Source organism: Gabonia massiliensis (assembly GCF_001403595.1).
Taxonomy (GTDB): Bacteria; Bacteroidota; Bacteroidia; order Bacteroidales; family Coprobacteraceae; genus Coprobacter; species Coprobacter secundus.
Map to the genome: position 1 here is coordinate 599,770 of NZ_LN877940.1, position 24,301 is coordinate 624,070.

18 protein-coding genes are annotated in these 24,301 nt (G+C 39.8%); 9 read left to right on the top strand and 9 right to left on the bottom strand.

All coding sequences use genetic code 11. The annotated features are described in order from the left end of the window. Nucleotides 1-32 precede the first annotated feature (32 nt). The 6 genes from rplL to BN2628_RS12565 all read left to right on the top strand — a co-directional run bounded on the left by rplL (nt 33) and on the right by BN2628_RS12565 (nt 11,696). The gene (gene rplL, locus BN2628_RS12540) at nt 33-404 is read left to right on the top strand and encodes a 50S ribosomal protein L7/L12 (RefSeq protein ID WP_021929636.1); all 372 of its coding nucleotides are present in this window, start codon (nt 33-35) and stop codon (nt 402-404) included. A gap of 106 nt (nt 405-510) precedes the next feature. Next, on the top strand, nt 511-4,323 hold the full coding sequence (gene rpoB, locus BN2628_RS12545; protein ID WP_044224768.1) for a DNA-directed RNA polymerase subunit beta: 3,813 nt from the start codon (nt 511-513) through the stop codon (nt 4,321-4,323). Between the two features lie 86 nt (nt 4,324-4,409). Further along, on the top strand, nt 4,410-8,678 hold the full coding sequence (rpoC, locus tag BN2628_RS12550) for a DNA-directed RNA polymerase subunit beta' (RefSeq protein WP_044224765.1): 4,269 nt from the start codon (nt 4,410-4,412) through the stop codon (nt 8,676-8,678). A 110-nt stretch (nt 8,679-8,788) separates the two neighbouring features. Further along, nucleotides 8,789-9,415, top strand: a complete 627-nt coding sequence (locus BN2628_RS12555; protein ID WP_044224762.1) for a thioredoxin domain-containing protein — start codon at nt 8,789-8,791, stop codon at nt 9,413-9,415. A gap of 85 nt (nt 9,416-9,500) precedes the next feature. Then, entirely contained in the window at nt 9,501-10,406 is a 906-nt protein-coding gene (locus BN2628_RS12560; RefSeq protein ID WP_044224759.1) for a cation diffusion facilitator family transporter, read from the top strand. 36 nt (nt 10,407-10,442) lie between these two features. Further along, entirely contained in the window at nt 10,443-11,696 is a 1,254-nt protein-coding gene (locus BN2628_RS12565) for an Nramp family divalent metal transporter (RefSeq protein ID WP_021929632.1), read from the top strand. On the opposite strand, the gene BN2628_RS12570 is transcribed toward BN2628_RS12565, so the two are convergent. The 4 genes from BN2628_RS12570 to BN2628_RS12585 all read right to left on the bottom strand — a co-directional run bounded on the left by BN2628_RS12570 (nt 11,683) and on the right by BN2628_RS12585 (nt 15,706). Beyond that, nucleotides 11,683-12,993 (bottom strand): MATE family efflux transporter, encoded by a 1,311-nt coding sequence (locus BN2628_RS12570; protein WP_044224757.1) that lies wholly within the window; start codon nt 12,991-12,993, stop codon nt 11,683-11,685. The genes BN2628_RS12565 and BN2628_RS12570 overlap by 14 nt on opposite strands. A 290-nt stretch (nt 12,994-13,283) precedes the next feature. Next, nucleotides 13,284-14,276 carry a tryptophan--tRNA ligase gene (gene trpS, locus BN2628_RS12575; protein WP_044224754.1) on the bottom strand — a complete coding sequence of 331 codons (993 nt, stop codon included), beginning with the start codon at nt 14,274-14,276 and terminating at the stop codon, nt 13,284-13,286. A gap of 72 nt (nt 14,277-14,348) precedes the next feature. After that, nucleotides 14,349-15,140 (bottom strand): inositol monophosphatase family protein, encoded by a 792-nt coding sequence (locus BN2628_RS12580; protein ID WP_044224751.1) that lies wholly within the window; start codon nt 15,138-15,140, stop codon nt 14,349-14,351. 86 nt (nt 15,141-15,226) lie between these two features. Next, nucleotides 15,227-15,706: an Lrp/AsnC family transcriptional regulator gene (locus BN2628_RS12585; protein ID WP_021929628.1), complete on the bottom strand. Its 480-nt coding sequence runs from the start codon at nt 15,704-15,706 to the stop codon at nt 15,227-15,229. 249 nt (nt 15,707-15,955) lie between these two features. Between BN2628_RS12585 and BN2628_RS12590 the strand changes: the two genes are divergently transcribed. Beyond that, the gene (locus BN2628_RS12590) at nt 15,956-16,507 is read left to right on the top strand and encodes a GNAT family N-acetyltransferase (protein WP_044224746.1); all 552 of its coding nucleotides are present in this window, start codon (nt 15,956-15,958) and stop codon (nt 16,505-16,507) included. 41 nt (nt 16,508-16,548) lie between these two features. On the opposite strand, the gene BN2628_RS12595 is transcribed toward BN2628_RS12590, so the two are convergent. Next, nucleotides 16,549-17,859, bottom strand: coding sequence for a M20 metallopeptidase family protein (locus tag BN2628_RS12595; protein WP_257606482.1), 1,311 nt, complete (start codon nt 17,857-17,859; stop codon nt 16,549-16,551). 98 nt (nt 17,860-17,957) lie between these two features. Between BN2628_RS12595 and BN2628_RS12600 the strand changes: the two genes are divergently transcribed. Both BN2628_RS12600 and BN2628_RS12605 read left to right on the top strand, forming a co-directional pair. Then, a complete protein-coding gene (locus BN2628_RS12600) occupies nt 17,958-18,830 on the top strand; it encodes a metal ABC transporter solute-binding protein, Zn/Mn family (protein WP_055097562.1) in 873 nt (290 codons plus the stop codon). Beyond that, entirely contained in the window at nt 18,811-19,476 is a 666-nt protein-coding gene (locus BN2628_RS12605; protein ID WP_044224741.1) for a metal ABC transporter ATP-binding protein, read from the top strand. Before BN2628_RS12600 ends, BN2628_RS12605 begins: the two co-directional genes overlap by 20 nt. A gap of 17 nt (nt 19,477-19,493) precedes the next feature. On the opposite strand, the gene dprA is transcribed toward BN2628_RS12605, so the two are convergent. The 4 genes from dprA to hflX are packed head-to-tail and all read right to left on the bottom strand — an operon-like array spanning nt 19,494 to nt 24,300. After that, the gene (gene dprA / locus BN2628_RS12610) at nt 19,494-20,600 is read right to left on the bottom strand and encodes a DNA-processing protein DprA (RefSeq protein WP_044224739.1); all 1,107 of its coding nucleotides are present in this window, start codon (nt 20,598-20,600) and stop codon (nt 19,494-19,496) included. 4 nt (nt 20,601-20,604) lie between these two features. After that, nucleotides 20,605-21,012: an acyl-CoA thioesterase gene (locus BN2628_RS12615; protein WP_021929622.1), complete on the bottom strand. Its 408-nt coding sequence runs from the start codon at nt 21,010-21,012 to the stop codon at nt 20,605-20,607. Nucleotides 21,013-21,023: 11 nt separating this feature from the next. Next, complete coding sequence (locus BN2628_RS12620) at nt 21,024-23,024, bottom strand: DUF4954 family protein (RefSeq protein WP_055097565.1); 2,001 nt, start codon at nt 23,022-23,024, stop codon at nt 21,024-21,026. Nucleotides 23,025-23,067: 43 nt separating this feature from the next. Beyond that, a complete protein-coding gene (gene hflX / locus BN2628_RS12625; protein ID WP_044224732.1) occupies nt 23,068-24,300 on the bottom strand; it encodes a GTPase HflX in 1,233 nt (410 codons plus the stop codon). Nucleotide 24,301: the final 1 nt, after the last annotated feature.

A 24,301-nucleotide genomic window follows, 5' to 3' on the forward strand; every position in this document is an offset into this window, starting at 1 on the left:
ATTAGTAAAATAACAAATTAAATCATACAAAAATGGCAGATTTAAAAGCTTTTGCAGAACAATTAGTAAACCTGACCGTAAAAGAAGTAAACGAACTTGCTCAGATTTTGAAAGATGAGTATGGTATTGAACCTGCTGCTGCAGCTGTTGCTGTTGCCGCTCCTGCTGCTGCTGGTGCAGCTGCTGAAGAAAAAACATCTTTCGATGTTGTTTTGAAAGCTGCTGGTGCTAACAAATTAGCAGTTGTTAAATTAGTAAAAGAACTTACCGGTCTTGGCTTGAAAGAAGCTAAAGATATGGTAGATGGTGCTCCTAGCAACATCAAAGAAGGTCTTGCTAAAGCTGAAGCTGAAGCGTTGAAAAAACAATTAGAAGAAGCTGGCGCTGAAGTTGAACTTAAATAAGTATTTCCTGATTATCAGGAACTTTGGTTAAGAGATTTCTGGAAGAGGTCTCTTAACCTTTTTGTGTATATAATTTAAATTAAGTTCAATTAATCCCATTTGTTAAATGTCTTCAAATATAGGTAAACCACGGGTAAATTTTGCTTCAATCAAGAATCCGCTTCAATATCCGGACTTTCTTGAAGTGCAGTTGAAGTCTTTCCGAGACTTCTTACAACTGGATACGCCCCCGGAAAAAAGAAAAAATGAGGGCTTGTATAAGGTGTTTGCAGAAAATTTTCCGATTGCAGATACCCGAAATAATTTTGTCCTCGAATTTTTGGATTATTACATTGATCCGCCCAGATATACTATCGATGAATGTATCGAAAGAGGGTTGACTTACAGTGTGCCCTTGAAGGCTAAACTGAAGTTGTATTGTACAGATCCCGATCACGAAGATTTCGATACCGTGATACAGGATGTGTATCTTGGCCCGATTCCTTACATGACCGAGAAGGGTACATTCGTTATAAATGGTGCTGAACGTGTCGTAGTGTCTCAGCTGCACCGTTCTCCGGGTGTTTTCTTCGGACAAAGTACGCATGCAAATGGTACGAAACTCTATTCTGCTCGTATTATTCCTTTTAAAGGTTCTTGGATTGAGTTTGCTACCGACATTAATAATGTCATGTATGCCTATATTGACAGAAAGAAAAAATTGCCGGTTACAACTTTGTTGAGAGCTATCGGTTTCGAGAGTGATAAAGATATCCTCGAAATTTTCGGACTTGCCGAGGAGGTAAAGGTAAACAAGACAAATCTTAAGAAAGCTGTTGGTCGGCGCTTGGCTGCCCGTGTGTTGAAGACCTGGGTAGAAGACTTTGTGGACGAAGATACTGGAGAAGTTGTTTCTATCGAACGTAATGAGGTTATCATCGATCGGGAAACAGTTCTGGAAGAAGAGCATATTGAAGAAATTCTTGAATCTGGAGTATCCAATATCTTGTTGCATAAGGAAGAAAGAAATCTTTCTGATTATTCGATTATTTACAATACATTGCAGAAAGACTCCAGTAACTCGGAGAAAGAAGCAGTGCTATACATATATCGCCAACTTCGTAATGCTGAACCGGCTGATGATGCCAGTGCTCGCGAAGTAATTACAAATTTATTCTTCTCTGAAAAGAGATATGACTTGGGTGAGGTAGGACGTTATAGAATCAATAAAAAATTGAATCTGTCCACTCCGGCCGATATAAAGGTCTTGACGAAAGAGGATATTATCGAGATTATCAAATATCTTATTGAGTTGATTAATTCGAAGACCGATGTTGATGATATCGACCATTTGAGTAACCGTCGTGTAAGAACTGTAGGTGAACAATTGTACAATCAGTTCGGTGTCGGACTGGCTCGTATGTCACGTACAATACGTGAACGTATGAACGTTAGGGACAATGAGGTATTTACTCCTATCGATTTGATTAATGCCAAGACTATTTCTTCGGTAATCAATACATTCTTCGGAACGAATGCTTTGTCTCAGTTTATGGACCAGACAAATCCTTTGGCCGAAATGACACATAAACGTCGTATGTCGGCTTTGGGACCTGGAGGTTTGTCGAGAGAGCGTGCCGGATTTGAGGTTCGTGACGTACATTACACACATTACGGTCGTTTGTGTCCTATTGAAACTCCTGAGGGACCGAATATCGGTCTTATATCTTCACTCTGTGTATATGCAAAAATCAATGACCTTGGATTTATCGAAACTCCATATCGTAAAGTCGAAAATGGAAAAGTTGATTTGTCCGAAAATGGTATTGTATATTTGACGGCTGAAGTAGAGGAGGGTAAGGTTATTGCTCAGGGTAATGCTCCGCTAAATGATGATGGTACATTTATTCGTACAAGAGTAAAATCTCGTTTGGATGCGGATTTCCCTATTGTAGCTCCTGAGGAAGTAAACTTAATGGATGTTTCTCCTACGCAGATTGCATCCATTGCGGCTTCGTTGATACCTTTCCTTGAACATGATGATGCAAACCGTGCATTGATGGGCTCGAACATGATGCGCCAGGCCGTACCGTTGCTTCGTACCGAAGCTCCGGTTGTAGGTACCGGTTTGGAAGGTCAGTTGATTCGGGATTCTCGTACGCAGATTACTGCCGAAGGTGCAGGAGTTGTGGAATTTGTTGATGCAACGACAATACGTATTCGTTATGACCGTACCGAGGAAGAAGAGTTTGTAAGTTTTGAAGATTCGGTTAAAGAATATACTATTCCCAAGTTCCGCAAGACCAACCAAAGTACTACGGTGGATTTGAGACCTATCTGCCATAAGGGAGACCGGGTAGTTGCCGGACAGATTTTGACGGAAGGTTATTCTACCGAAAACGGAGAATTAGCATTAGGTAAAAACCTGAAAGTGGCGTTTATGCCGTGGAAAGGTTATAACTATGAGGATGCTATTGTACTTAACGAACGTGTAGTTCGTGAAGATATATTGACTTCGGTACACGTAGATGAATATTCTTTGGAAGTACGTGAGACGAAGAGAGGTATGGAAGAGTTGACTTCTGATATACCTAATGTGAGTGAAGAAGCAACAAAAGACCTTGACGAACGTGGTATCATCCGTGTGGGGGCTCACGTAAATCCGGGTGATATAATGATTGGTAAGATTACGCCTAAAGGAGAGTCTGACCCGTCACCGGAAGAAAAGTTGTTACGTGCAATCTTTGGTGATAAAGCAGGTGATGTGAAAGATGCGTCGTTGAAAGCTACTCCTTCATTAAAGGGTGTGGTTATCGGTACCAATCTGTTCTCAAGAGCTATTAAGAAAAAGAAGTCTAAGCTAAGTGATAAAGCTATTCTTCCTAAGTTGGATGAAGAGTACGAAGAAAAAGAAGCCAAGCTCAAAGACCTGTTGATTGAAAAGTTGATGATACTGACCAACGGCAAGACGTCTCAGGGAGTAAAAGATTATCTGGGAGCAGAAATAATTGCCAAGGGAGCTAAATTTACACAAAAGGCTTTGAGCGAGATAGATTATACCTCTATTCAAGTAAGTAAGTGGACTACCGATACGGCTAAGAACGAATTGATACGGGCTACAATTATGAATTACTTGAAAAAGTATAAGGAAATCGATGCAGAACTTCGTCGGAAGAAATTCGATATTTCGATTGGAGATGAATTGCCCTCAGGAATTGTACAAATGGCCAAGGTGTATATCGCCAAGAAACGTAAGATTAGCGTAGGTGACAAGATGGCCGGTCGTCATGGTAACAAAGGTATTGTGTCGCGCGTTGTTCGTCAAGAAGATATGCCGTTCTTGGAAGATGGAACTCCGGTTGATATCGTTTTGAACCCTCTGGGTGTGCCGTCTCGTATGAACTTAGGACAGATTTTTGAAACTGTTTTGGGATGGGCCGGTGTAAAATTAGGTGAAAAGTTTGCAACACCTATTTTTGACGGAGCAAGCCTTGATGATTTGAATGAATGGACAGACAAAGCAGGCCTGCCTCGTTATGGTAAATCATATTTGTATGATGGACATACCGGAGAACGTTTTGACCAGCCGGCAACGGTAGGGGTTATCTATATGTTGAAACTGGGTCACATGGTTGAAGACAAGATGCATGCTCGTTCGATAGGTCCTTATTCTTTGATTACGCAACAGCCGTTGGGTGGTAAAGCTCAGTTTGGAGGTCAGCGTTTTGGAGAGATGGAGGTTTGGGCTCTTGAGGCATTCGGTGCTTCTCATGTTTTACAGGAGATTTTGACAATTAAGTCGGATGATGTTGTCGGACGTTCTAAAGCATATGAAGCCATTGTAAAAGGTGAACCTATGCCTACACCTGGTATTCCTGAGTCTCTTAATGTGCTTTTGCATGAGTTGAGAGGTCTTGGTCTTAGCATCAATTTAGAATAAATAAACTTAGAAAAAGTGTTGTCAGTATTTCTCTGAAAGAGAAACTGACACACTGAAATTCTTATAACTCTTTATAAATTTAATTTATGGCTTTTAGAAAAGATAACAAGATAAAGAGTAACTTTTCAAAGATTTCAATCGGATTAGCATCTCCAGAAGAGATTTTGGAAAATTCGAGCGGTGAAGTCTTGAAACCCGAAACCATCAACTATCGTACATACAAGCCTGAGCGTGACGGTTTGTTTTGTGAACGTATATTCGGTCCGGTAAAAGACTATGAATGCCATTGCGGTAAATACAAACGTATTCGTTATAAAGGCATTGTCTGCGACCGTTGTGGTGTTGAGGTTACGGAAAAGAAAGTACGTCGCGAACGGATGGGACATATTCAGCTCGTCGTTCCAGTTGCTCATATCTGGTATTTCCGTTCTCTTCCCAACAAAATCGGTTATTTACTCGGATTACCTACGAAGAAACTTGATGCAATTATTTATTATGAGCGTTATGTCGTAATACAGCCGGGGGTAAAAAGAGACAGTTTGGCCGTTTATGACTTATTGTCTGAAGAAGAATATCTGGAAGTACTTGATAATCTACCTAAAGACAATCAATTGCTTGATGATACTGATCCCGAGAAGTTTATTGCAAAAATGGGTGCTGAGGCTATTTATGATTTATTAGCCCGTCTTGATTTGGATGAACTTTCTTATGAGCTGCGTCATCGTGCCAATACAGATGGTTCGCAACAACGTAAAAGTGAGGCTTTGAAGCGTCTGCAAGTGGTAGAGTCGTTCCGTGCATCGAAAATGCGTAATCGTCCTGAATGGATGATTCTGAAAGTCGTTCCGGTGATTCCTCCCGAATTGCGCCCTCTTGTTCCTCTGGACGGAGGCCGTTTCGCTACATCTGATTTGAATGACCTTTATCGTCGTGTTATCATACGTAACAACCGTCTGAAACGATTGATGGAAATCAAAGCTCCGGAAGTTATTTTGCGTAATGAAAAACGTATGCTTCAGGAGGCTGTCGATTCGTTATTGGATAATTCTCGTAAATCGAGTGCGGTCAAGACGGATGCAAATCGTCCCTTGAAATCTTTGTCTGATAGTTTGAAAGGAAAACAAGGACGTTTCCGTCAGAACTTATTGGGTAAACGTGTCGACTACTCGGCTCGTTCGGTTATCGTCGTAGGTCCCGAACTTAAAATGCATGAGTGCGGTTTGCCTAAGAATATGGCTGCCGAATTATATAAGCCTTTTGTTATACGGAAACTAATCGAACGCGGTATTGTAAAGACCGTGAAGTCGGCCAAGAAGATTGTCGATCGCAAGGAGCCGGTCGTTTGGGATATTCTTGAACATGTAATGAAAGGTCACCCTGTGTTGTTGAACCGTGCACCGACGTTGCACCGTTTGGGTATTCAGGCGTTCCAGCCCAAAATGATTGAGGGTAAAGCTATACAGTTACATCCATTGGCATGTACGGCATTTAACGCTGACTTCGATGGTGACCAGATGGCTGTACACTTGCCATTGGGTAATGAAGCTATTCTTGAGGCTCAGATGTTGATGTTGGGGGCTCATAATATTCTTAATCCGGCTAATGGTGCACCTATCACCGTACCTTCTCAGGATATGGTATTAGGATTGTACTATATTACGAAACTTCGTCCGGGAGCTAAAGGCGAAGGCCTTGTATTCTATGGCCCGGAAGAGGCTGAGATAGCTTATAACGAGGGCAAGGTTACACTTCACTCGAAAGTGAAGGTGATGGTAAAAGACTTGGATGAAAACGGCAATATCGTAGAAGTTCTTCGCGAAACATCAGTGGGGCGTGTTCTTGTAAATGAGATTGTACCAGCAGAAGTAGGATATATTAATGAGATACTTTCCAAGAAATCTCTTCGTGATATTATCGGTAACGTTATCAAAGTATGTGGTGTAACTCGTGCTGCCCAGTTCTTGGATGATATCAAGGATTTAGGTTATAAGATGGCATTTAAAGGCGGCTTGTCGTTTAATCTTGCCGACGTGATTATTCCACCCGAAAAAGAAGCTTTGGTAAACGAAGGTTATGCCGAAGTGGAGCAAATCATGGCCAATTATAACATGGGTTTCATTACTTATAATGAACGTTATAACCAGATTATCGATACTTGGACTCACGTAAACTCGAAACTGTCTAATATTCTGATGAAGCAGTTGTCGAGCGATAATCAGGGATTCAATTCTGTATATATGATGTTGGATTCCGGTGCTCGTGGTTCTAAGGAACAGATTCGTCAGTTGTCCGGTATGCGTGGTTTGATGGCGAAGCCTCAAAAATCTGGTGCTGAAGGCGGACAGATTATTGAAAACCCGATTTTGGCAAACTTCAAAGAGGGCTTGTCGGTGTTGGAGTATTTTATCTCTACTCACGGTGCTCGTAAAGGTTTGGCCGATACTGCTTTGAAAACTGCTGACGCTGGTTATTTGACTCGTCGTCTGGTCGATGTTGCACATGATGTGATTATTCACGAAGAAGACTGTGGAACATTGCGAGGACTTGTTTGTACGGAAATCAAGAATAATGAAGAGGTTGTAGCTTCTTTATATGAGAGAATTCTGGGACGTGTATCTGTACATGATGTACAACATCCGTTAACAGGAGAAATATTGGTTCATGCCGGTGATGAAATTACAGAAGATATTGCACAAAAAATACAAGAATCTCCCATCGAAAGAGTGGAAATCCGTTCGGTATTGACTTGTGAATCGAAGAAAGGTGTTTGTGCTAAGTGTTATGGACGTAATTTATCTACCAGTAGATTGGTACAGAAAGGTGAAGCTGTCGGTGTCATTGCTGCACAGTCTATCGGTGAGCCGGGTACTCAGTTGACTTTGCGTACTTTCCATGTCGGTGGTATCGCTTCTAATATTGCAGCTGTATCGAATGTGACGTCACGTTATGACGGTATTCTCGAAATCGATGAGTTACGTACCGTTGACAGCATAGATGAGACAGGAAAGAAGGTAATGATTGTCGTAGGCCGTTTGGCTGAAATGCGTATTATTGATCCTAATACTAAGATTGTACTGACGACGACAAATATCCCTTATGGTTCTAAACTGTTCTTTAACAGTGGCGCAGAATTGAAGAAAGGTGATGTTGTCTGCGAGTGGGACCCTTTCAATGCCGTTATCGTATCGGAAGTTTCGGGTAAAGTGAAATTCGAGAATGTAGTTGAGGGGGTAACCTATAAAGTAGAATCGGATGAGCAGACCGGGTTGCGTGAGAAAATCATTATCGAGTCTAAAGACCGTGCCCGTGTTCCATCTGCAAATATCGTTGATGAGAATGGTCAGGTACTGAAGACCTATTCTTTGCCCGTAGGTGCTCACTTAATGGTAGATGAGAACAGTGCACTCCGTTCTGGAGAAGTATTCGTGAAAATACCGCGTGCAGTGGGTAAAGCGGGTGATATCACCGGTGGTCTTCCTCGTGTTACAGAATTGTTCGAAGCCCGTAACCCGTCTAATCCGGCAGTTGTGTCAGAAATTGACGGAGAAGTGACTTTCGGAAAGGTAAAACGGGGTAATCGTGAGATTGCAGTAACATCCAAGACCGGTCAAGTACAGAAATATCTGGTTCCTCTGTCAAAACAAATATTGGTACAGGAAAACGACTATGTTCGTGCCGGAACTCCGTTATCTGACGGTGCGGTGACTCCTTCTGATATTTTGGCAATCAAGGGACCGACGGCTGTACAGGAATATATTGTGAACGAAGTGCAGGATGTATATCGCTTACAAGGTGTGAAAATCAACGATAAGCATTTTGAGGTAATTGTACGTCAAATGATGCGTAAAGTTGAGATTATCGATCCGGGTGATACTCGCTTCTTGGAGCAACAGGTGGTTGACAAACATGATTTCATGGAAGAAAATGACCGCATATGGGGCAAAAAGGTTGTTGTAGATGCCGGTGATTCTCAGACGTTGAAGCCGGGCCAGATTGTAACTCCTCGTAAGTTGCGTGATGAAAACTCGATGTTAAAGCGCCGTGATATGAAATTGGTGGAAGTGCGGGATGCCATTCCGGCAACTTCTAACCAGATTTTGCAAGGTATAACTCGGGCTGCATTGCAGACATCCAGCTTTATGTCGGCCGCTTCGTTCCAGGAAACCACAAAAGTTCTTAATGAGGCTGCTATTAATGGTAAAGTTGACAGGCTCGAAGGTATGAAAGAAAATGTGATTTGTGGACATTTAATACCTGCCGGTACAGGCCAGCGTGAATTCGACAAGATTATAGTTGGTTCTAAGGAAGAGTTTGACCGAGTTTTTGCCAATCGTAAGAATGTAACGGATTTTTAATAAGAATCTGTTGTTCTGAAATATATTAATGAAGGTGCGCTTTATCTGAGCGCACCTTTGTTGTTTAATGAAACCTTCTGGCTTTTTTCTTGTTATATCAAAAAAGAACAATGAAAAGCAAACTGGTATATATAATTGATCCGTATTGTATCTGGTGTTACGGCAATGAACTTATAATAAATCATGTATATGAAACATACCACCATCGTTTGGATTTTAAAATTTTGCCGGTCGGTATGTGGAGTGAAAATAACAGGCGGAATGCCACACCGGAGTTGGCTCGCATGTTGAAGTATCAGGCACGCAAGGTGTCGGATATAACAGAAGTGGTTTTCGGTAATAATTTTTTTAATTTGATAAACGATACATCCAGAATATTCGACAGTGAAATCCCGGCCATGGCAATTACAACGATAGATAAATATTGGCGTCATTTGTCGCTGGCGTTTTGTAATTTGCTGTTGCGAGCATTCTACTATGAAGGGAAAGATTTATCTGATAAGTCGGTTTATGAACAATTGTCCCGGCGTCTTGAATTATCTCCCGAAGAATTTTTATATTATCAGTATTCTGATGAGATAAAATTATTGACAAAAGAACGTTTCTCGGAAGCGAGATCTCTGACTTACGAGTATCCCAGTTTGCTTTTTGTCGACTTTATAGGAGGAGTACATCCGATATCGAATGGCTATACTCGTTATTCGGAGATTCAGAGGCGCATTAATTGTTTACTTTGATAAGATAATCCCTATGGTAAGGTATTGCTGGTTTCAATAAAAAGCACGACCTTTAACATGAATTTATAAAAAGAGAATAATCGGTATGGCACATAATCATAAACATCATGCACACCAGCATACGCACAATATCGAGAGTATAAATTCTGCCTTGGTGATAGGGATTATATTGAATACTTTGTTTGTTGTCATTGAGGCCATAGCAGGGTTTTATTATGATTCTTTGGCTTTATTATCGGATGCAGGACATAATTTAAGCGATGTTATCAGCTTGATATTGGCTCTGCTTGCATTTCGGTTAGTACAAATGAAACCGACATCTGAATATACTTATGGGTATAAGAAAAGCTCGATACTTGTATCTCTATTGAATGCTGTTATTCTGCTGGTGGCAGTGGGAATGATTTTGTCGGAAAGTATTGTCAAGATAAGACATCCGGAACCGATAGCTGGGAATGCGATTGCCTGGGTAGCCGGTGCAGGGATTATAATCAATGCCTTTACAGCTTTTTTACTTTTCCGACAAAAGGGAAGTGACCTGAATATTAAGGGGGCTTATCTGCATATGGCGGCCGATACTTTAGTATCGGTAGGTGTACTTATTTCAGGTGTTGTTATAGAATATACTCATTGGTATTTTGTAGACCCGATTATAGGGATTGTTGTGGCAATTGTTATCCTTTATTCGACATGGGGCTTGTTGCATGATAGCTTGCGGCTATCTTTAGACGGTGTTCCAGTAGATATAAATTTGGATGAGATAAAGGGTGTATTGCTTCGTAATGAAGAAGTTGAAGATGTACATCATTTGCATATTTGGGGTATCAGCACTACGCAGAATGCTCTTACGGCACATATTGTCGTACGTTCTACAGAGAATATGGAAGAGTTGAAGCATAAGTTAAAAGAGGAATTGTATGAGCATAATATACAGCATGCGACATTAGAATTGGAGTTGGACAGTGAGCATTGTGACCATAAATGTTGTTAGGAGTTATTGATAATGAATATGTAATATTGGAATAAAATGAAATTCTGGGATAAACTGAAAATAAATCATAACCCGAAATCGGGAGCTCTTGATTTACTGAAATATATTGGACCGGGTTTGTTGGTGACAGTCGGATTTATAGATCCGGGAAATTGGGCTACCAACTTGGCTGCAGGTTCTACTTTTGGGTATGCTTTGTTGTGGGTGGTTACTTTTTCGTCTGTTATGTTGATTATTATTCAGCACAATGTAGCACATTTGGGAATTGTTACCGGGCTTTGTCTGGCCGAAGCGACGACAAAGTATATTCGTCGGCCTTTATCTGTGCCGATATTGGGCTCTGCAATGTTGGCAAGTATATCTACTTCTTTGGCAGAGATTTTGGGAGGAGCTATTGCATTGCAGATGTTGTTCAGTATTCCTATAAAGGCAGGGTCTGTTATTATAACCATAGTTTCAATCGTTATGTTATTGACCAATACGTATAGTAAGATCGAACGTTGGATTATAACCTTTGTTTCTATTATCGGCCTGTCTTTTTTGTATGAGCTGTTTTTGGTGGATGTCAGCTGGGGAGAGGCGGTGAAGTCGTGGGTTACTCCGACTTTTCCTGATAATTCTTTGCTTATTATTATGAGTGTGCTTGGAGCGGTCGTGATGCCTCATAATTTGTTTTTACATTCAGAAGTTATCCAAAGTCGGGAATGGAATCTGGAAGATGAAAAAGTTATAAATAAACAGTTGAAATATGAGTTCTTTGACACACTGTTTTCTATGGTAATCGGGTGGGCGATAAATTCGGCGATGATTATATTGGCGGCCTCGGCCTTTTTTAGTAAAAATATTCAGGTCGAAGAATTGAGCCAGGCACAAGATTTATTGACTCCATTGGTAGGAAATAGTGCCGGAGTCATTTTTGCTGTAGCATTATTGTTTGCCGGTATATCATCTACGATTACATCAGGAATAGCAGGAGCTTCTGTCTTTGCCGGTTTCTTTGGTGAGGCATATAGCCCTAAAGATTTACATACAAAGTTGGGAACATTGCTTTCTTTTATTCCGGCTTTATTAATTATATTTTTTATCGGAGATCCTTTTAAGGGGCTTATTATCTCTCAGATGTTATTGAGCGTGCAATTGCCTATAACCGTTTTTACTCAAATTTATCTGACTTCTTCACGGAAAGTGATGGGTAAGCATGTCAATAAGTTGTCAACGACAATTATTTTGTTGTTGTTGGGGACTATGGTCACAGTACTTAACATAGCTTTGCTTATCAGCCTTTTTTAGAAACTTGAGGAAAAAATTTTGTTTTATAGAAAATGATGCTTTGCATAATACCTCGGAGGGAAAGATACAAGATAAATGCTAACCATAAAGCATGATTTCCCAATGTATGGTATAAGGAATAATAAAGTAGAAAGAAAGCTGTTGACGATACTAACATCGCATATAACATCTGCCGTGTAGCAGTAGCTCCGATAAATATACCATCCCATAAAAATGCTGAAAATCCGGCGGCAGGTATGACCAGAGCCCAGTAAAAATAATTTTCAGATGCTATGATTACAGATGTGTCATTTGTCAGTAGTCTGAGGAAATCTTTGCCACCGATGCCATATAATAGAGTGAATGCGAGAGATAAGGCAATTCCCCAAATGAACAACAGCCGAATCATTTTTTTGAATGCGGTTTTGTTGTTGGCTCCGATATATTTGCCGGCGAGAGCTTCGCCGGCATATGCAAATCCGTCCATGATATATGAAAACAGTGTAAATAATTGCATTAATAAAGTATTGACAGCAAGTATGATATCCCCCTGTTTTGCTCCGGTTGAGGTGAAGAATGTGGTGACTGTTACCAGACAGAGTGTACGAAAGAATATGTCGTTATTTGTTTGAAAGAATTTTTTTATAGCACCTTTCTGGATTATCTCAGACCATAAAATTCTGATTTTCAATTTTCCGTAGAAACGGTTCCATAGAGAGAATGCCATGATTAGACCTGCATACTGAGCGATTAGTGTACCTAAGGCGACCCCTTCTACTTTCATTTTCAGGGAGAATACGAAGCTAAGGCTGGCTATGATGTTGATAATATTTTGGGCTATTGCGATAAACATGGGAAAACGAGAGTTTTGCATTCCGATAAACCAGCCGGAGAACCCATATAAACCTAATACTGCTGGTGCTCCCCATATGCAAATGCTGAAATAGGCAATCGCCAATTCTTGAACGTCGTGGGGAGCATCGATGAATGTAAATGCAAGTTTTTGTATGGGGTATTGAAGTATAATCATCAGGAAAGAAATGCAAAAGCCTGTTCCGATGGCTCGAATCAGTATTCGAGTAACTTCATTCAAATCTCTTTTTCCGTATGCTTGGGAAGTCATGCCACTCGTTCCCATTCTAAGAAATCCGAATAACCAATAAATGATGTTGAACATCAATCCTCCTACAGCAATGGCTCCGATATAAGCCGCAGAACCCAGATGTCCTACGATAGCAATGTCTATTAAGCCTAATAATGGTACAGTAATATTTGAAATTATGGAAGGAATTGCTATCTGTAGAATTTTTCTATTCATAAATCATTGTATGGAATCAATGTGGTATTTAATGTTTTCCTCTATGAACTGAAATATTGAAGCAACAATAAAAAGATAGGAGTTATGAGAATCTATTTCTTGGAAAATATGTTTTTCTCATCACTTTTGATTTATCTTTTATCAACCATGTCATTGTTATGGATTTATATTTGCTGTAATCCGGAATCTTCCTTATGTTATTGGAAAAATTCCGGATTTATTTAGGATTTCCCTTTGAGATTAGGGTGAATTTGTTCTTTTAGGCAGGTTTCTATTTTGATTTCTTGATATCAGAATGCTTTGAAACCCATAATTTCTTTTACTTCACGGAGTGTTTTAGCCGCACTTTCACGAGCTTTTTCAGCACCGGCTTTAACTACCTTTCTCATGTATTCGTCATTGTTTTGAATATCGAGAATACGTTCACGTATGGGAAGGGTGACTTTAAGGATATCCTCTGCCAATTGTTTCTTCAAATCTCCATAACGGATTTCGCAGCTATTATATTTTTCTTCAAAATACTCGACGGTATCGGGTGTCGAAACTATTTTGAGAATAGTGAATAGATTTTCAACCGGTTCGGATTTGGGGGAATTGGGGGCTTGCGGACCTTCATCCGTGACGGCACGCATCACTTTTTTCCGTAATGTCTTTTCGTCATCTATCAGATATACACAGTTTCCTTCTGATTTACCCATTTTCCCTGTTCCGTTTAGACCGGGTATTTTTATGGATTCGGCACCGAAGTTATAACTGGTAGGTTCGGGGAAATACTCGACTCCGTAGATACTGTTGAATCTTCGGGAAAATCTTCGAGTCATTTCTAAATGTTGTTCCTGATCTTTACCTACTGGTACTTTGGTCGCTTTATGTATCATGATATCCGCAGCCATCAGGGTAGGGTAAGTAAGTAATCCTGCATTTACATTTTCGGGTTGTTTACGTACTTTTTCTTTAAATGATACTGTACGTTCGAGCTCTCCGACATATACATGCATGTTCAATAAAAGATATAGTTCCGGAATTTCAGGAACATCACTTTGGATAAAGATAGTAGAAGCTTCGGGGTCAAGCCCGGCAGCCAGATATTCTGCTAAAATGTTTTTGACATTTACATGGAGAAGTGCAGGGTCAGGATGTGTCGTAAGAGAATGTAAATCAGCAATAAAGAAAAAGCAATTATTTTCGTATTGCATTTTTACAAAATTGCGAAGGGCACCATAATAGTTACCTAAGTGTAAATTTCCGGTAGAGCGTATGCCGCTAACAACAGTTTCTTTCATATATATTTATGCTATTATCTTATAATTAAGTTACAAATGTAGAAAAAACAGCCAGTACTGACAAATAAACGTTTATTTTGATGGAATGAGATTCTGCTCTATTTGCTTGAACAAATCAGGATTAGCAGCCAATAATGATATTCCGCGGTCATGCCTGTATTGCTGTGCTTTACCTCCTGCTTCTTGTACAATCAGGATACCGGCACAGACATCCCATAAATGGAGATTGGGTTCCCAATAGCCGTCAAAAAATCCGGCAGCTACACTGCACAAATCATAGGCTGCTGATCCATATCGGCGTATACCTCGTACTTGAGGAAGAATACGAGATACTTCGGTGAGGTTGTTGTCCGGATTTGTATCTTTGTCACATGGAAATCCGGTAGTCAGGACACTTGGCCCTAATTTCTTTTTGGTTGAAACATGGATAGATTTTCCATTCAATAGGCTTCCTTCTCCTTTAATAGCTGTATATAATTCGTCCAAATAAGGTGCATATACAATACCCAATATAGTTTCGCCTTTGTATTGTAATCCTATGGAAACCGAAAAGATGGGCAGTCCTTGGCTGAAATTTGTAGTACCGTCCAGAGGATCTACAACCCAGCAGTAATCACTTTTACCTGAATGTAACCCACTTTCTTCTCCTAAAATACTATGGTCCGGACAATGTTGAGAAACTTGTTCGATAAAGTATTTTTCACTGGTTTTATCGGCGGCGGTGACTACGTCATTTATAGAACCTTTTAATTCAATATCTAAATGGCTGCCCCTGAAATAGGATAGATGTATTTTCCCCATTTCTTTAGCCCATACGGTAGCCAGGTCGGCTAATTGGTGCCAATATGAAATTTCTGAATCCATAATAAATTTTGTTTTGGTCTGAACAAAAAAAGAGTATCGTTTTTATGGTAGATACTCTTTTGCTCAATATTTATAATTAAAGAAAATTAATCATCCTCTTCTTCCAGATCTTCAATAGGGAGCTGGCGTTTAAATGCTTCCTTAAATGAGATTAAAGATTCCGAACGTGCTAAACCTAACGGTTGTAACTTGGAATGTATGATACTCAATAAATGGCTGTTATTACGGGCGTACAATTTGATAAACATATCGTATTGGCCTGTAGTGTAATGGCACTCTACGACTTCCGGTATTTTTTGGAGCTGTTCGAGTACGTCTTTGAATTGGCTGGGATTTTGTAGATAAAGACCGATATAAGCACAAGTCTCAAATCCTATTTTATTAGAGTCGATGGTGTATTCAGAACCTTTTATAATTCCGAGATTTGTCAGTTTCTGTACTCGTTGGTGAATCGCGGCTCCGGAAACGTTGCATTCACGTGCAACTTCAAGGAACGGAATACGGGCATTAGATGCAATCAGTTTGAGAATTTTATAATCCAAACTGTCAAGTTGGTGGTGTCCCATATACTTAATTTCTTATTTTTAGTCTATGTTTTTTATTTACAATAATATACAAAGTTAAATAGAAATGATTACATATTCAAAAAATCAGGGCAAAATTTCTTCTTTTTTTAAGAAGAGGAGCTGAAATTGTTATTTTTTTTAGGGGTTGGTAATATTTATGCAAGGTATATCAAGGTATATAAATTACTAATCGTTTGGGAGTTTCTGTTATAAGTGCTATCTTCGTGAAGATACATAATAAAAAAGAGTATGATAAGTAGTGTTCTTGTAAACGCAGAAGATAAAGAAATCCTTTCTTTCATAAGGCAAGTGTATGAAGAGTCTTTTCCGTATGACGAACGGCGAGAGTTTGAAGATATAGAAAAATTGCTTCGAGAAAAACCGGAGTTCAAGATGATTGCTGTTTTTGCAGGAAAAAGCCCTGTAGGTTTTTTATCATTCTGGGAGTGGGATTCTTTTATTTATGCTGAGCATTTTGCTATCGATTCCAAGACAAGAGGAGCTGGGTATGGAGCTGAAGTACTTAGAAACTTTTTGGGGCAGACCTCTAAACCTGTAGTTTTAGAGGTAGAGAAGCCTGAAGATGATTTTAGTCGTAGACGTATCGGTTTTTATGAACGTTTGGGACTTAAATTGTGGCCTGATTGTCATTACATCCAACCTCCTTATGATGATAAGAAGAAGCCTATGGAATTATTGCTGATGTCATATGGTTCTCTGGATATGAATAAATTATTTGGTGAAGTCAGAGATATATTGCATACTCAGGTATATGGTGTAAGGGCAGGAGAGTATATATAATAGATGAATAAACGGGCGTTGAGTTTCCAACACCCGTTTATTCATCTTATACGTATATTTTTATCTAAGAAACGAAGGGATAACCATGCGAGCATTTTTACTCCGGTTTTTAATGCTGATTCATCAATTAGGAAATGGGCAGTATGTTGTTCTCCGCATTCGGGATTGGATGGCCCCTTTACTCCGAGGCGGTAAAATGTCGAAGGAATCCTTTCTGCGAAAAATCCGAAATCTTCTGATGTCATTCTTTTTTCCATTTTGCCTACGTGGTTATCGCCCAATAACTCTTCTGCAAATTTTCTGGCACTTTCAGTAACAATCGGGTCATTGATTACTGCAGGATAACCGTTCGGGAGATGTATATCGCAGGAGCAGCCATATGCTTCGGCTGTTGCCTTAATTGTATTTCGGATAAGTTCCTTTAACCGGATTCTTTCTTTTTCGTCCATACAGCGGAAGGTTCCGGATAGTGATACTTGGTCGGGAATAATATTTGTGGCCCCATCAGCAATGAATCTTCCGAAGGTGAGGACTGCAGGGACAAATGGATTTCTTCTGCGACTGATTATTTGTTGTAAAGATACCACTATTTGAGAAGCTGCCAGGACGGTGTCGTTTATACGATGAGGCATGGCACCGTGTCCACCTTTTCCCCGTACTGTGAGGTGTATCTCGTCGGCCGAAGCCATAACACATCCACTGCCGAATGCTACATCACCGCAAGCAATGTCCGTGTTTGTATGTTGGGCAATCATAATATCCGGTTTTATATCGTCAAAAATACCGTCTTGTAACATGAGATTAGCTCCTCCGGGAGCTTTCTCTTCTCCGGGTTGAAATATGAGCAATACCGTACCTTCTATAATTTCTCGCATCCGATTCAGTATCATTGCAGCCCCAAGTAGACAGGCTGTATGTGCATCATGACCACATGCATGCATGACGTGGGGATTGACCGACCGGAAAGGAACATTGTTGGCTTCTTCGATAAGTAAAGCATCCATATCCGCTCTTAAGCCTATTATTCTGGAAGTGGGATTCTTTCCTTCGACACGGGCAAGTATGCCGTACCCTCCTATATTTTTTCGATAAGGAATATTTTCACCTTGGAGTATTTCCTCTATGAAATCTGCTGTTTCTTTTTCAGCGAAAGATGGTTCGGGGTGTTGATGCAAATGTTTGTAAATATTTATGACAATACTTTCTATTCGGTTTGCCAGCATTTCGATAGTTTCTTTCATCTCTTTGTTCAAGAATAGTTTTTGCAAACTTATATATTCTTGGTTACTCAGCCAATATATTCTTTGTTTTTTCGTTAATATAATAAAGGCTATTTCCTTTTTCGTTAACATGTTAAAATTCTATTTAGAATATTTTTATATTAAAAAATGTTTTATATTTGTTTTACAATTGAGGGCATTCCTCATATTGAACGGTTAAAAAAATTAAAATGAAACTATTTCATTATTTGTCGATCATTGTTTTTATGGTAGGGGTATTGTTGACTTCCTGTGTAGGGAATGTTCCCCAAAAAAGAATTGTAACCGTTACTGTATTACCTCAAAAATATTTTGCAGAAAAAATTGCAGGCGATAAATTTGAAATTAATTGCGTTGTACCTAACGGAAGTAATCCGGAAGCTTATGACCCTTCGCCGTCGCATTTGGTATATGTAGGTAAGAGCGAAGCTTATTTTAAGATAGGGCATATCGGGTTCGAAGTTGCATGGCTCGATAAGTTGTTGAACAATAATCCTGATATGAAATTGTACGATACGTCTGTGGGCGTAAAACTATTGAGTGGTACACATGGGCATGATGACCCGGAGCATGTGCATAGCGAGACATTTGATCCTCATATTTGGAGTTCTCCAAAGCAGGCTCGGATCATTGCTCGTAATATGTATGATGCTTTTGTAGAGCTTGATCCGGATAATAGGAAATATTATAAAAAAAATTATGATTTATTATTGTTGGAAATAAATCGGGTTGATTCTGTACTGACAAAGAAATTGGAAAAAGTCAAGGGTGAAACCTTTGTTATATATCATCCTTCTTTGAGTTATTTAGCCCATGATTATGGATTACGACAGTTAAGTGTGGAGTATAACGGTAAAGCTCCTTCTGCATATTATATAAAACAAGTCGTCGATACGGCTCGAGAAAATGATGTGAAAGTGATTTTTATACAGAAAGAATTCGATGTGAAACAGGCCGAAACTTTGGCGGAAGAACTCCGGTGCCGTGTAGCGCAGATAAATCCGTTGAATTATAATTGGAGTGAAGAATTAGAAAATATAGCCTATGCCCTTACTCAGGAATAAAATTATAGAAGTGGCGGATGTATCGTTACGATATGATCGTCTGCCAGTTCTTACCGATATAGACCTTACTGTTTTTAAAGATGATTTTTTAGTGATTACAGGCCCGAATGGGGGAGGTAAGACATCTTTGTTACGTATTATTTTAGGCTTGCAGTTGCCTTCTCGGGGTGCAGTGCACTTTTATAGAGAGGGCCAGCTCGCGCATAATTTGAATATAGGATATTTACCTCAGAAAAATGTGATTGATTCGCGTTTTCCTATTACTGTTTCTGAGGTTGTTTTTTCAGGCTTATCCGGGAGTAAAAAGATTTTTTCACGATTTACGAAAAAAGAACAAGAACAAGTAGAGAAAATGCTTTTGCTGATGGGACTTGCCGAGTTGAGGGATCGTCCTATCGGGCAATTGTCAGGCGGACAATTGCAGCGTACACTTTTAGGGCGCGCTTTGGTTTCTGACCCTGAAATATTGATACTCGACGAGCCTTCTTCTTATGTAGACAAGGCATTTGAGACTCGGATGTATGATTTGTTAGGGGAAGTGGCAGAGAAAGCTACAGTTTTATTGGTTTCTCATGAGTTGAGCCGGGTGACGGAGATGGCTAACCGAGTGGTGAGAATAAATAAGACTTTAGAGGAGGTTCGATAAGGAGATACTCTATTCCTTTAAGCTTTTCGATATAGTCCTCCGGGAAATGAGCGGACCAGATTCTTAAATTCCAGTTCTAAAAGTATAGATAATACTTGAGATGAGGGTATGTTTCCGTAAATTGCCAATTGGTTTATATGGCATTCTCCCTTTTCTTGAAGTATAGTTAAGATTTTCGATTCGTTTTCGTCAAGTTCCGGAAAGAGACTTTGTTGCGCCGGCTTATTGGTCGGACGTTCCCAACACATGGCGTTGATAAAATCGTCAATAGAAGTAATTAGTGCAGCTTTATTGTGGGCAATAAGCTGGTTACAACCTTTTGAATAGTCATCGCAAGTACGTCCCGGCACAGCGAATACATCTCTGTTATACTCCATTGCCAGTCCGGCAGTAATAAGTGCTCCACCTTTTTCCGCTGATTCTACGACGATAGTAGCATCGGCCATGCCTGCAACGATTCTGTTGCGGGCTACAAAGTTTGCTTTGTGTATAGGTTGTTGAGATAAATATTCGGTCAATACACCTCCATTAGTAACCATCTCGGCAGCATATTGTCTATGTACTGGGGGATATATAGTCTGTAATCCGTGGGCAAGTACCCCGACGGTAGGAAGTTGGCAATTCAAAGCGGCCCGGTGTGCAGCAATGTCTATGCCGTAAGCTAAACCACTTACGATAAGCGTATCCGGATATACAGAAGCAATAGCCTTGATAAAGTCTTCACAAAATCCTCTGCCGTAGTTTGTTGCATGTCGTGTACCGACAATACTGATAACCCTTTGAGCATTGAGCTCTGCTTTTCCTTTGTAAAAAAGTAAGATGGGAGCATCTACGCATTCTGTGAGTCTAGCAGGATAAGATGTATCGGTAAAAAAGATAACCTTGATTTGTTTTTTTTCGATAAATTCTATTTCCTTATCTGCAATTTCTAATGCATTCTTACGTGCCTGAGAAGAAAAGATATCACTTTTTATCCCGCTGACGGATTGAAGTGTCTTTTCGCTTTCGAGAAATAAGTTCTCTGTATTGCCGGTATATCCCAATAACGTTTTGGCCAGCATTAAATTCATCCCTCGAATACAGGTTAAAGCTATATTGTATCGTAAGATAGCAGAATAATTCATCTTTTTATAGATAATCTTTAAAAAATGGAATCAGTTCTTCTCCGCGGCTCAGTTTCCCATTGTTTATGCAAACGGTTTCCACACGGGCTTTAGCACAGATTTTATCATCGCTTTTTCGATAAATGTCTTGATAAAATACAAATTTGATACCTTCTTTACGGACATATAGTTTACATATAAACCAGTCTTGGCTGTGAAGTGAATTTTTATAATCTATTTCTATTCTGTTTACTACCGGTTCGATACCATTGTTTCTTAAATCGGTAAAGCTGGTTCCTGCCCATTGTAAGAATTCATGGCGCGCATGTTCGAAATAATGTTGATAGTTAGCGTTGTTTACAATACCTTGCATATCACACTCATAATCCCGGACCTTCATTTCATATTCGAAACAATATTTGTTTTCAGCCATAATCTTACATTCTATTCTGTATATACCAAAGGTGCAATACGACCTATCAGTTCGTTACCTAAATTTGTTTTATCTTCGATGTGCTTGTTGACTGTCTGCACAAACGGATTACTGTCAAATGCTCCTCGTACCTGTTCGAAATCGGTGTTTTTTTGTTGAGAATTTCCGTCTACTCCGAAACCGGTTTTAGCTGTCATGGAGAATTCTTTTTTGGCGTCGGCGTACAACATTTCATCGAGGCTTACAACAGCATCTTTCCATATATTGACAATTTCGGTAATATCTTCTGCCGTGATTTTCGATATACTTTTTCCATACCATTTTTGCATTACTTCATAAGCCCAAGTCCATTCCAGGTCATAATAATTTTTATGCAGTTCGGCAAATGTGGTGTGGATGGTTTCGAGAGATGTGATAATCCCGGTTTCGATACCTGATATCAACTTGTCTATTTCGGCTTTAGGTGCAATAAGACCCGAAAGATCGAGCCACTCGCCGGAACCTCCTTCTATGGTCGGTTGTAGCCGCTCTCTGATTTCTTGATTGCTGTTGAAGTGAGTTTTTTCGAGTCGCTTTATAATGGAGTTTCCTAAAAATTTGTTTATAGCTTTAGAATAGAGAGTAATGCCTTTGACCAATGAACTGTTTTTGATACAAGCACTTTGGTAAGAGTATACTTCAGATGTCTCGCCAGAACTCCGTTGTAAAGACCGTAATACATCAATCGCTGTAAGCATTTTCTGTATAGTGTAAGGGCTGAGCAGATTGAAGTTGATGCAATCGAGTTTTTCCGGGTCTTTACGGTTGTCACGTTTCGGCCATTTGAGGGCATCGCGTATGGTACCGACACTACGAAGGTTTACGCCTGGCACGATGTACGTTTCGGAACCTTTTTCTATCAGGTAAGAGAAAGGTAAGGCCGAGGTATCCGGATGACGCACATGTCGTCCCATGACAAGAGAGAATGCTCCGATTTTAGCGGGCCACAAGATATAGGAATCGCTGGTGGTTTTGGAACCTCGCTCTACGACACCTTGGTGTATGGGCCCTAATTTATACATATGGTTGCTTTGATTGGAACCACTGCCTGCGTTCAAGAATGAAAACATACCGGCGATGAGCAAGCTCGATTTGTGCATCGAGACAGTATAGGGGCCTGCGAATATAGCGCATGCCTCACCGTTTTCACCTTGACAATTGCTGAAAAAGAGAGAATCGTGTGCTGAAAAAAGATGGCTGAGAGAGCAGCCTTGTCCAATAAAACATCGTAACATGACGACACCATCGCTTATATGCGATCCGGAACTGATGATAAAGTCGTCGGCCATTACATTACATCCGATGGTAACCGGGTCGGTAGAATTACTGTTTATCGTTCCATTTTCTAATTTAGATGTCCCGTTTATTATACAACAGTCTCCGATACATACATTTTTGATGGTTCCGGTATTGATAATGGATACATTTTCCCCGATATATCCGGTTTCAGAAGACACCTCTGATGCATAATCGTCTATCATTTTTTTCAATTTTTCGATGAGTATGGGACGGTGTCTGTACATTGCAATAATGTAAGCCAGATGGGCCGACATTTTATTGTAAATGGGTACTTCGCGGCCGCCGGTCTCGTTTAGGACCGATACTTCAGTACCATTTCCAAATGTACTTTTTCCGTCGACGAGTATTACATTGACGTTCTGGATAAAGGTGTCATTACCGATAGAGTAATTGGCAATATAGTTACTTACATTTTCTATCAAGACATTATTTCCTAATGTGCAATTATGCAGACTTACATGCCTCAATCCGCTGTGCTTTTTGAATCCTCCGGGTAGAGTGAAGGATTTTTCGAATACACCCATCCTTATCTTACCGGAAAACCGGGTGTGGAAAATATGCTCTGGATTGAAGTCTTTAGCAACATCGATAGAAGACCAGTCGTCAGACATGCACTGTTGGTTTTTGAGTATATCTATTTCTTTGATTGTTAGTTTTCTGAACGATTCGCACATTTTGTGATAGTATTTGTTATATGATATTTTTAATAATAAGTATTTATTCTTCTATGCTGGTATCATTATCATCATATTTCTGATATAAGAAATCATTGTATGGGAAACGGGTGACATGTATTTCTTTTACTTTGTTATAAAGCATTTCTTTCAACTCGTCGATATTTTGTTTTTCTTTAGCGGAGATAAAGATACAGTTATCATTCATTTTTGCCATCCAGGTAGTTTTCAACTCTTCTAAAGAAATATTTTCTTTGGTACGGGGTGTCAAGTCATCAGCGTCCTTCTCTATGTAAGAAAAAGCATCTGTTTTATTGAATACTATAATCATGGGTTTATCGGCTGAGTCACAAACTTCATGTAATGTACGATTTACAATATCTATCTGTTCCTCAAAAGCTGGATGAGATATGTCTACGACATGAACGAGTAAGTCGGCTTCACGTACTTCATCAAGCGTTGATTTGAACGATTCTACCAGATGTGTCGGTAATTTTCGGATAAATCCGACAGTGTCAGATAATAAAAATGGCAGGTTATCGATGATTACTTTACGTACGGTAGTATCCAAGGTTGCAAAAAGTTTGTTCTCGGCAAATACTTCAGACTTGCTAAGTAAGTTCATCAAAGTAGATTTACCTACGTTTGTATATCCTACCAAAGCAACACGAACCATTTTGCCCCTGTTTTTTCTTTGAATGGCTTTCTGCTTGTCTATTTGTTTTAACTCAACCTTTAGTCGAGCTATTTTATCAAGGATAATACGCCGGTCAGTCTCTATCTGAGTCTCACCGGGGCCACGCATACCGATACCCCCTCGTTGGCGTTCGAGATGCGTCCACAATCGGGTTAAGCGAGGCAATAGATATTGATATTGAGCCAGTTCCACTTGGCTTTTTGCATGCGCAGTTTGAGCGCGTTTTGCAAAAATGTCAAGAATCAGGCTGGTGCGGTCTAATATTTTGACTTGCAGTTCGTGTTCGATATTTTTTAATTGCTTGGGAGTCAAGTCATCATCGAAAATGGCCAATCCTATTTCGTTTTCTTCAATATATGTTTTTATTTCTTGTAACTTTCCCGCACCGACAAATGTTGTAGGGTTAGGATATTCGAGTCGTTGTAAAAATTTTTTTACGGGTTCAGCCCCTGCTGTTTCTGCCAGGAAGGCCAGTTCGTCCAAGTATTCGTTTGCTTTTGCTTCGTTCTGGGTTTGAGTAATGATACCTACCAGAATAGTACGTTCGGTCTCTTGTTTGGTGAGAATAAATTCTTTCATC

What these genes read in the sequence shown, in the direction of transcription:
- dprA (WP_044224739.1), bottom strand. Translation starts at nt 20,600, where the DNA reads ATGAATTATTCTGCTATCTTACGATACAATATAGCTTTAACCTGTATT.
- BN2628_RS12590 (WP_044224746.1), top strand. Translation starts at nt 15,956, where the DNA reads ATGATAAGTAGTGTTCTTGTAAACGCAGAAGATAAAGAAATCCTTTCT.
- BN2628_RS12570 (WP_044224757.1), bottom strand. Translation starts at nt 12,993, where the DNA reads ATGAATAGAAAAATTCTACAGATAGCAATTCCTTCCATAATTTCAAAT.
- BN2628_RS12620 (WP_055097565.1), bottom strand. Translation starts at nt 23,024, where the DNA reads ATGTGCGAATCGTTCAGAAAACTAACAATCAAAGAAATAGATATACTC.
- rplL (WP_021929636.1), top strand. Translation starts at nt 33, where the DNA reads ATGGCAGATTTAAAAGCTTTTGCAGAACAATTAGTAAACCTGACCGTA.
- BN2628_RS12605 (WP_044224741.1), top strand. Translation starts at nt 18,811, where the DNA reads ATGCCCTTACTCAGGAATAAAATTATAGAAGTGGCGGATGTATCGTTA.
- trpS (WP_044224754.1), bottom strand. Translation starts at nt 14,276, where the DNA reads ATGAAAGAAACTGTTGTTAGCGGCATACGCTCTACCGGAAATTTACAC.
- rpoB (WP_044224768.1), top strand. Translation starts at nt 511, where the DNA reads ATGTCTTCAAATATAGGTAAACCACGGGTAAATTTTGCTTCAATCAAG.
- BN2628_RS12585 (WP_021929628.1), bottom strand. Translation starts at nt 15,706, where the DNA reads ATGGGACACCACCAACTTGACAGTTTGGATTATAAAATTCTCAAACTG.
- BN2628_RS12565 (WP_021929632.1), top strand. Translation starts at nt 10,443, where the DNA reads ATGAAATTCTGGGATAAACTGAAAATAAATCATAACCCGAAATCGGGA.
- BN2628_RS12615 (WP_021929622.1), bottom strand. Translation starts at nt 21,012, where the DNA reads ATGGCTGAAAACAAATATTGTTTCGAATATGAAATGAAGGTCCGGGAT.
- BN2628_RS12580 (WP_044224751.1), bottom strand. Translation starts at nt 15,140, where the DNA reads ATGGATTCAGAAATTTCATATTGGCACCAATTAGCCGACCTGGCTACC.
- BN2628_RS12600 (WP_055097562.1), top strand. Translation starts at nt 17,958, where the DNA reads ATGAAACTATTTCATTATTTGTCGATCATTGTTTTTATGGTAGGGGTA.
- BN2628_RS12560 (WP_044224759.1), top strand. Translation starts at nt 9,501, where the DNA reads ATGGCACATAATCATAAACATCATGCACACCAGCATACGCACAATATC.
- BN2628_RS12595 (WP_257606482.1), bottom strand. Translation starts at nt 17,859, where the DNA reads ATGTTAACGAAAAAGGAAATAGCCTTTATTATATTAACGAAAAAACAA.
- BN2628_RS12555 (WP_044224762.1), top strand. Translation starts at nt 8,789, where the DNA reads ATGAAAAGCAAACTGGTATATATAATTGATCCGTATTGTATCTGGTGT.
- rpoC (WP_044224765.1), top strand. Translation starts at nt 4,410, where the DNA reads ATGGCTTTTAGAAAAGATAACAAGATAAAGAGTAACTTTTCAAAGATT.
- hflX (WP_044224732.1), bottom strand. Translation starts at nt 24,300, where the DNA reads ATGAAAGAATTTATTCTCACCAAACAAGAGACCGAACGTACTATTCTG.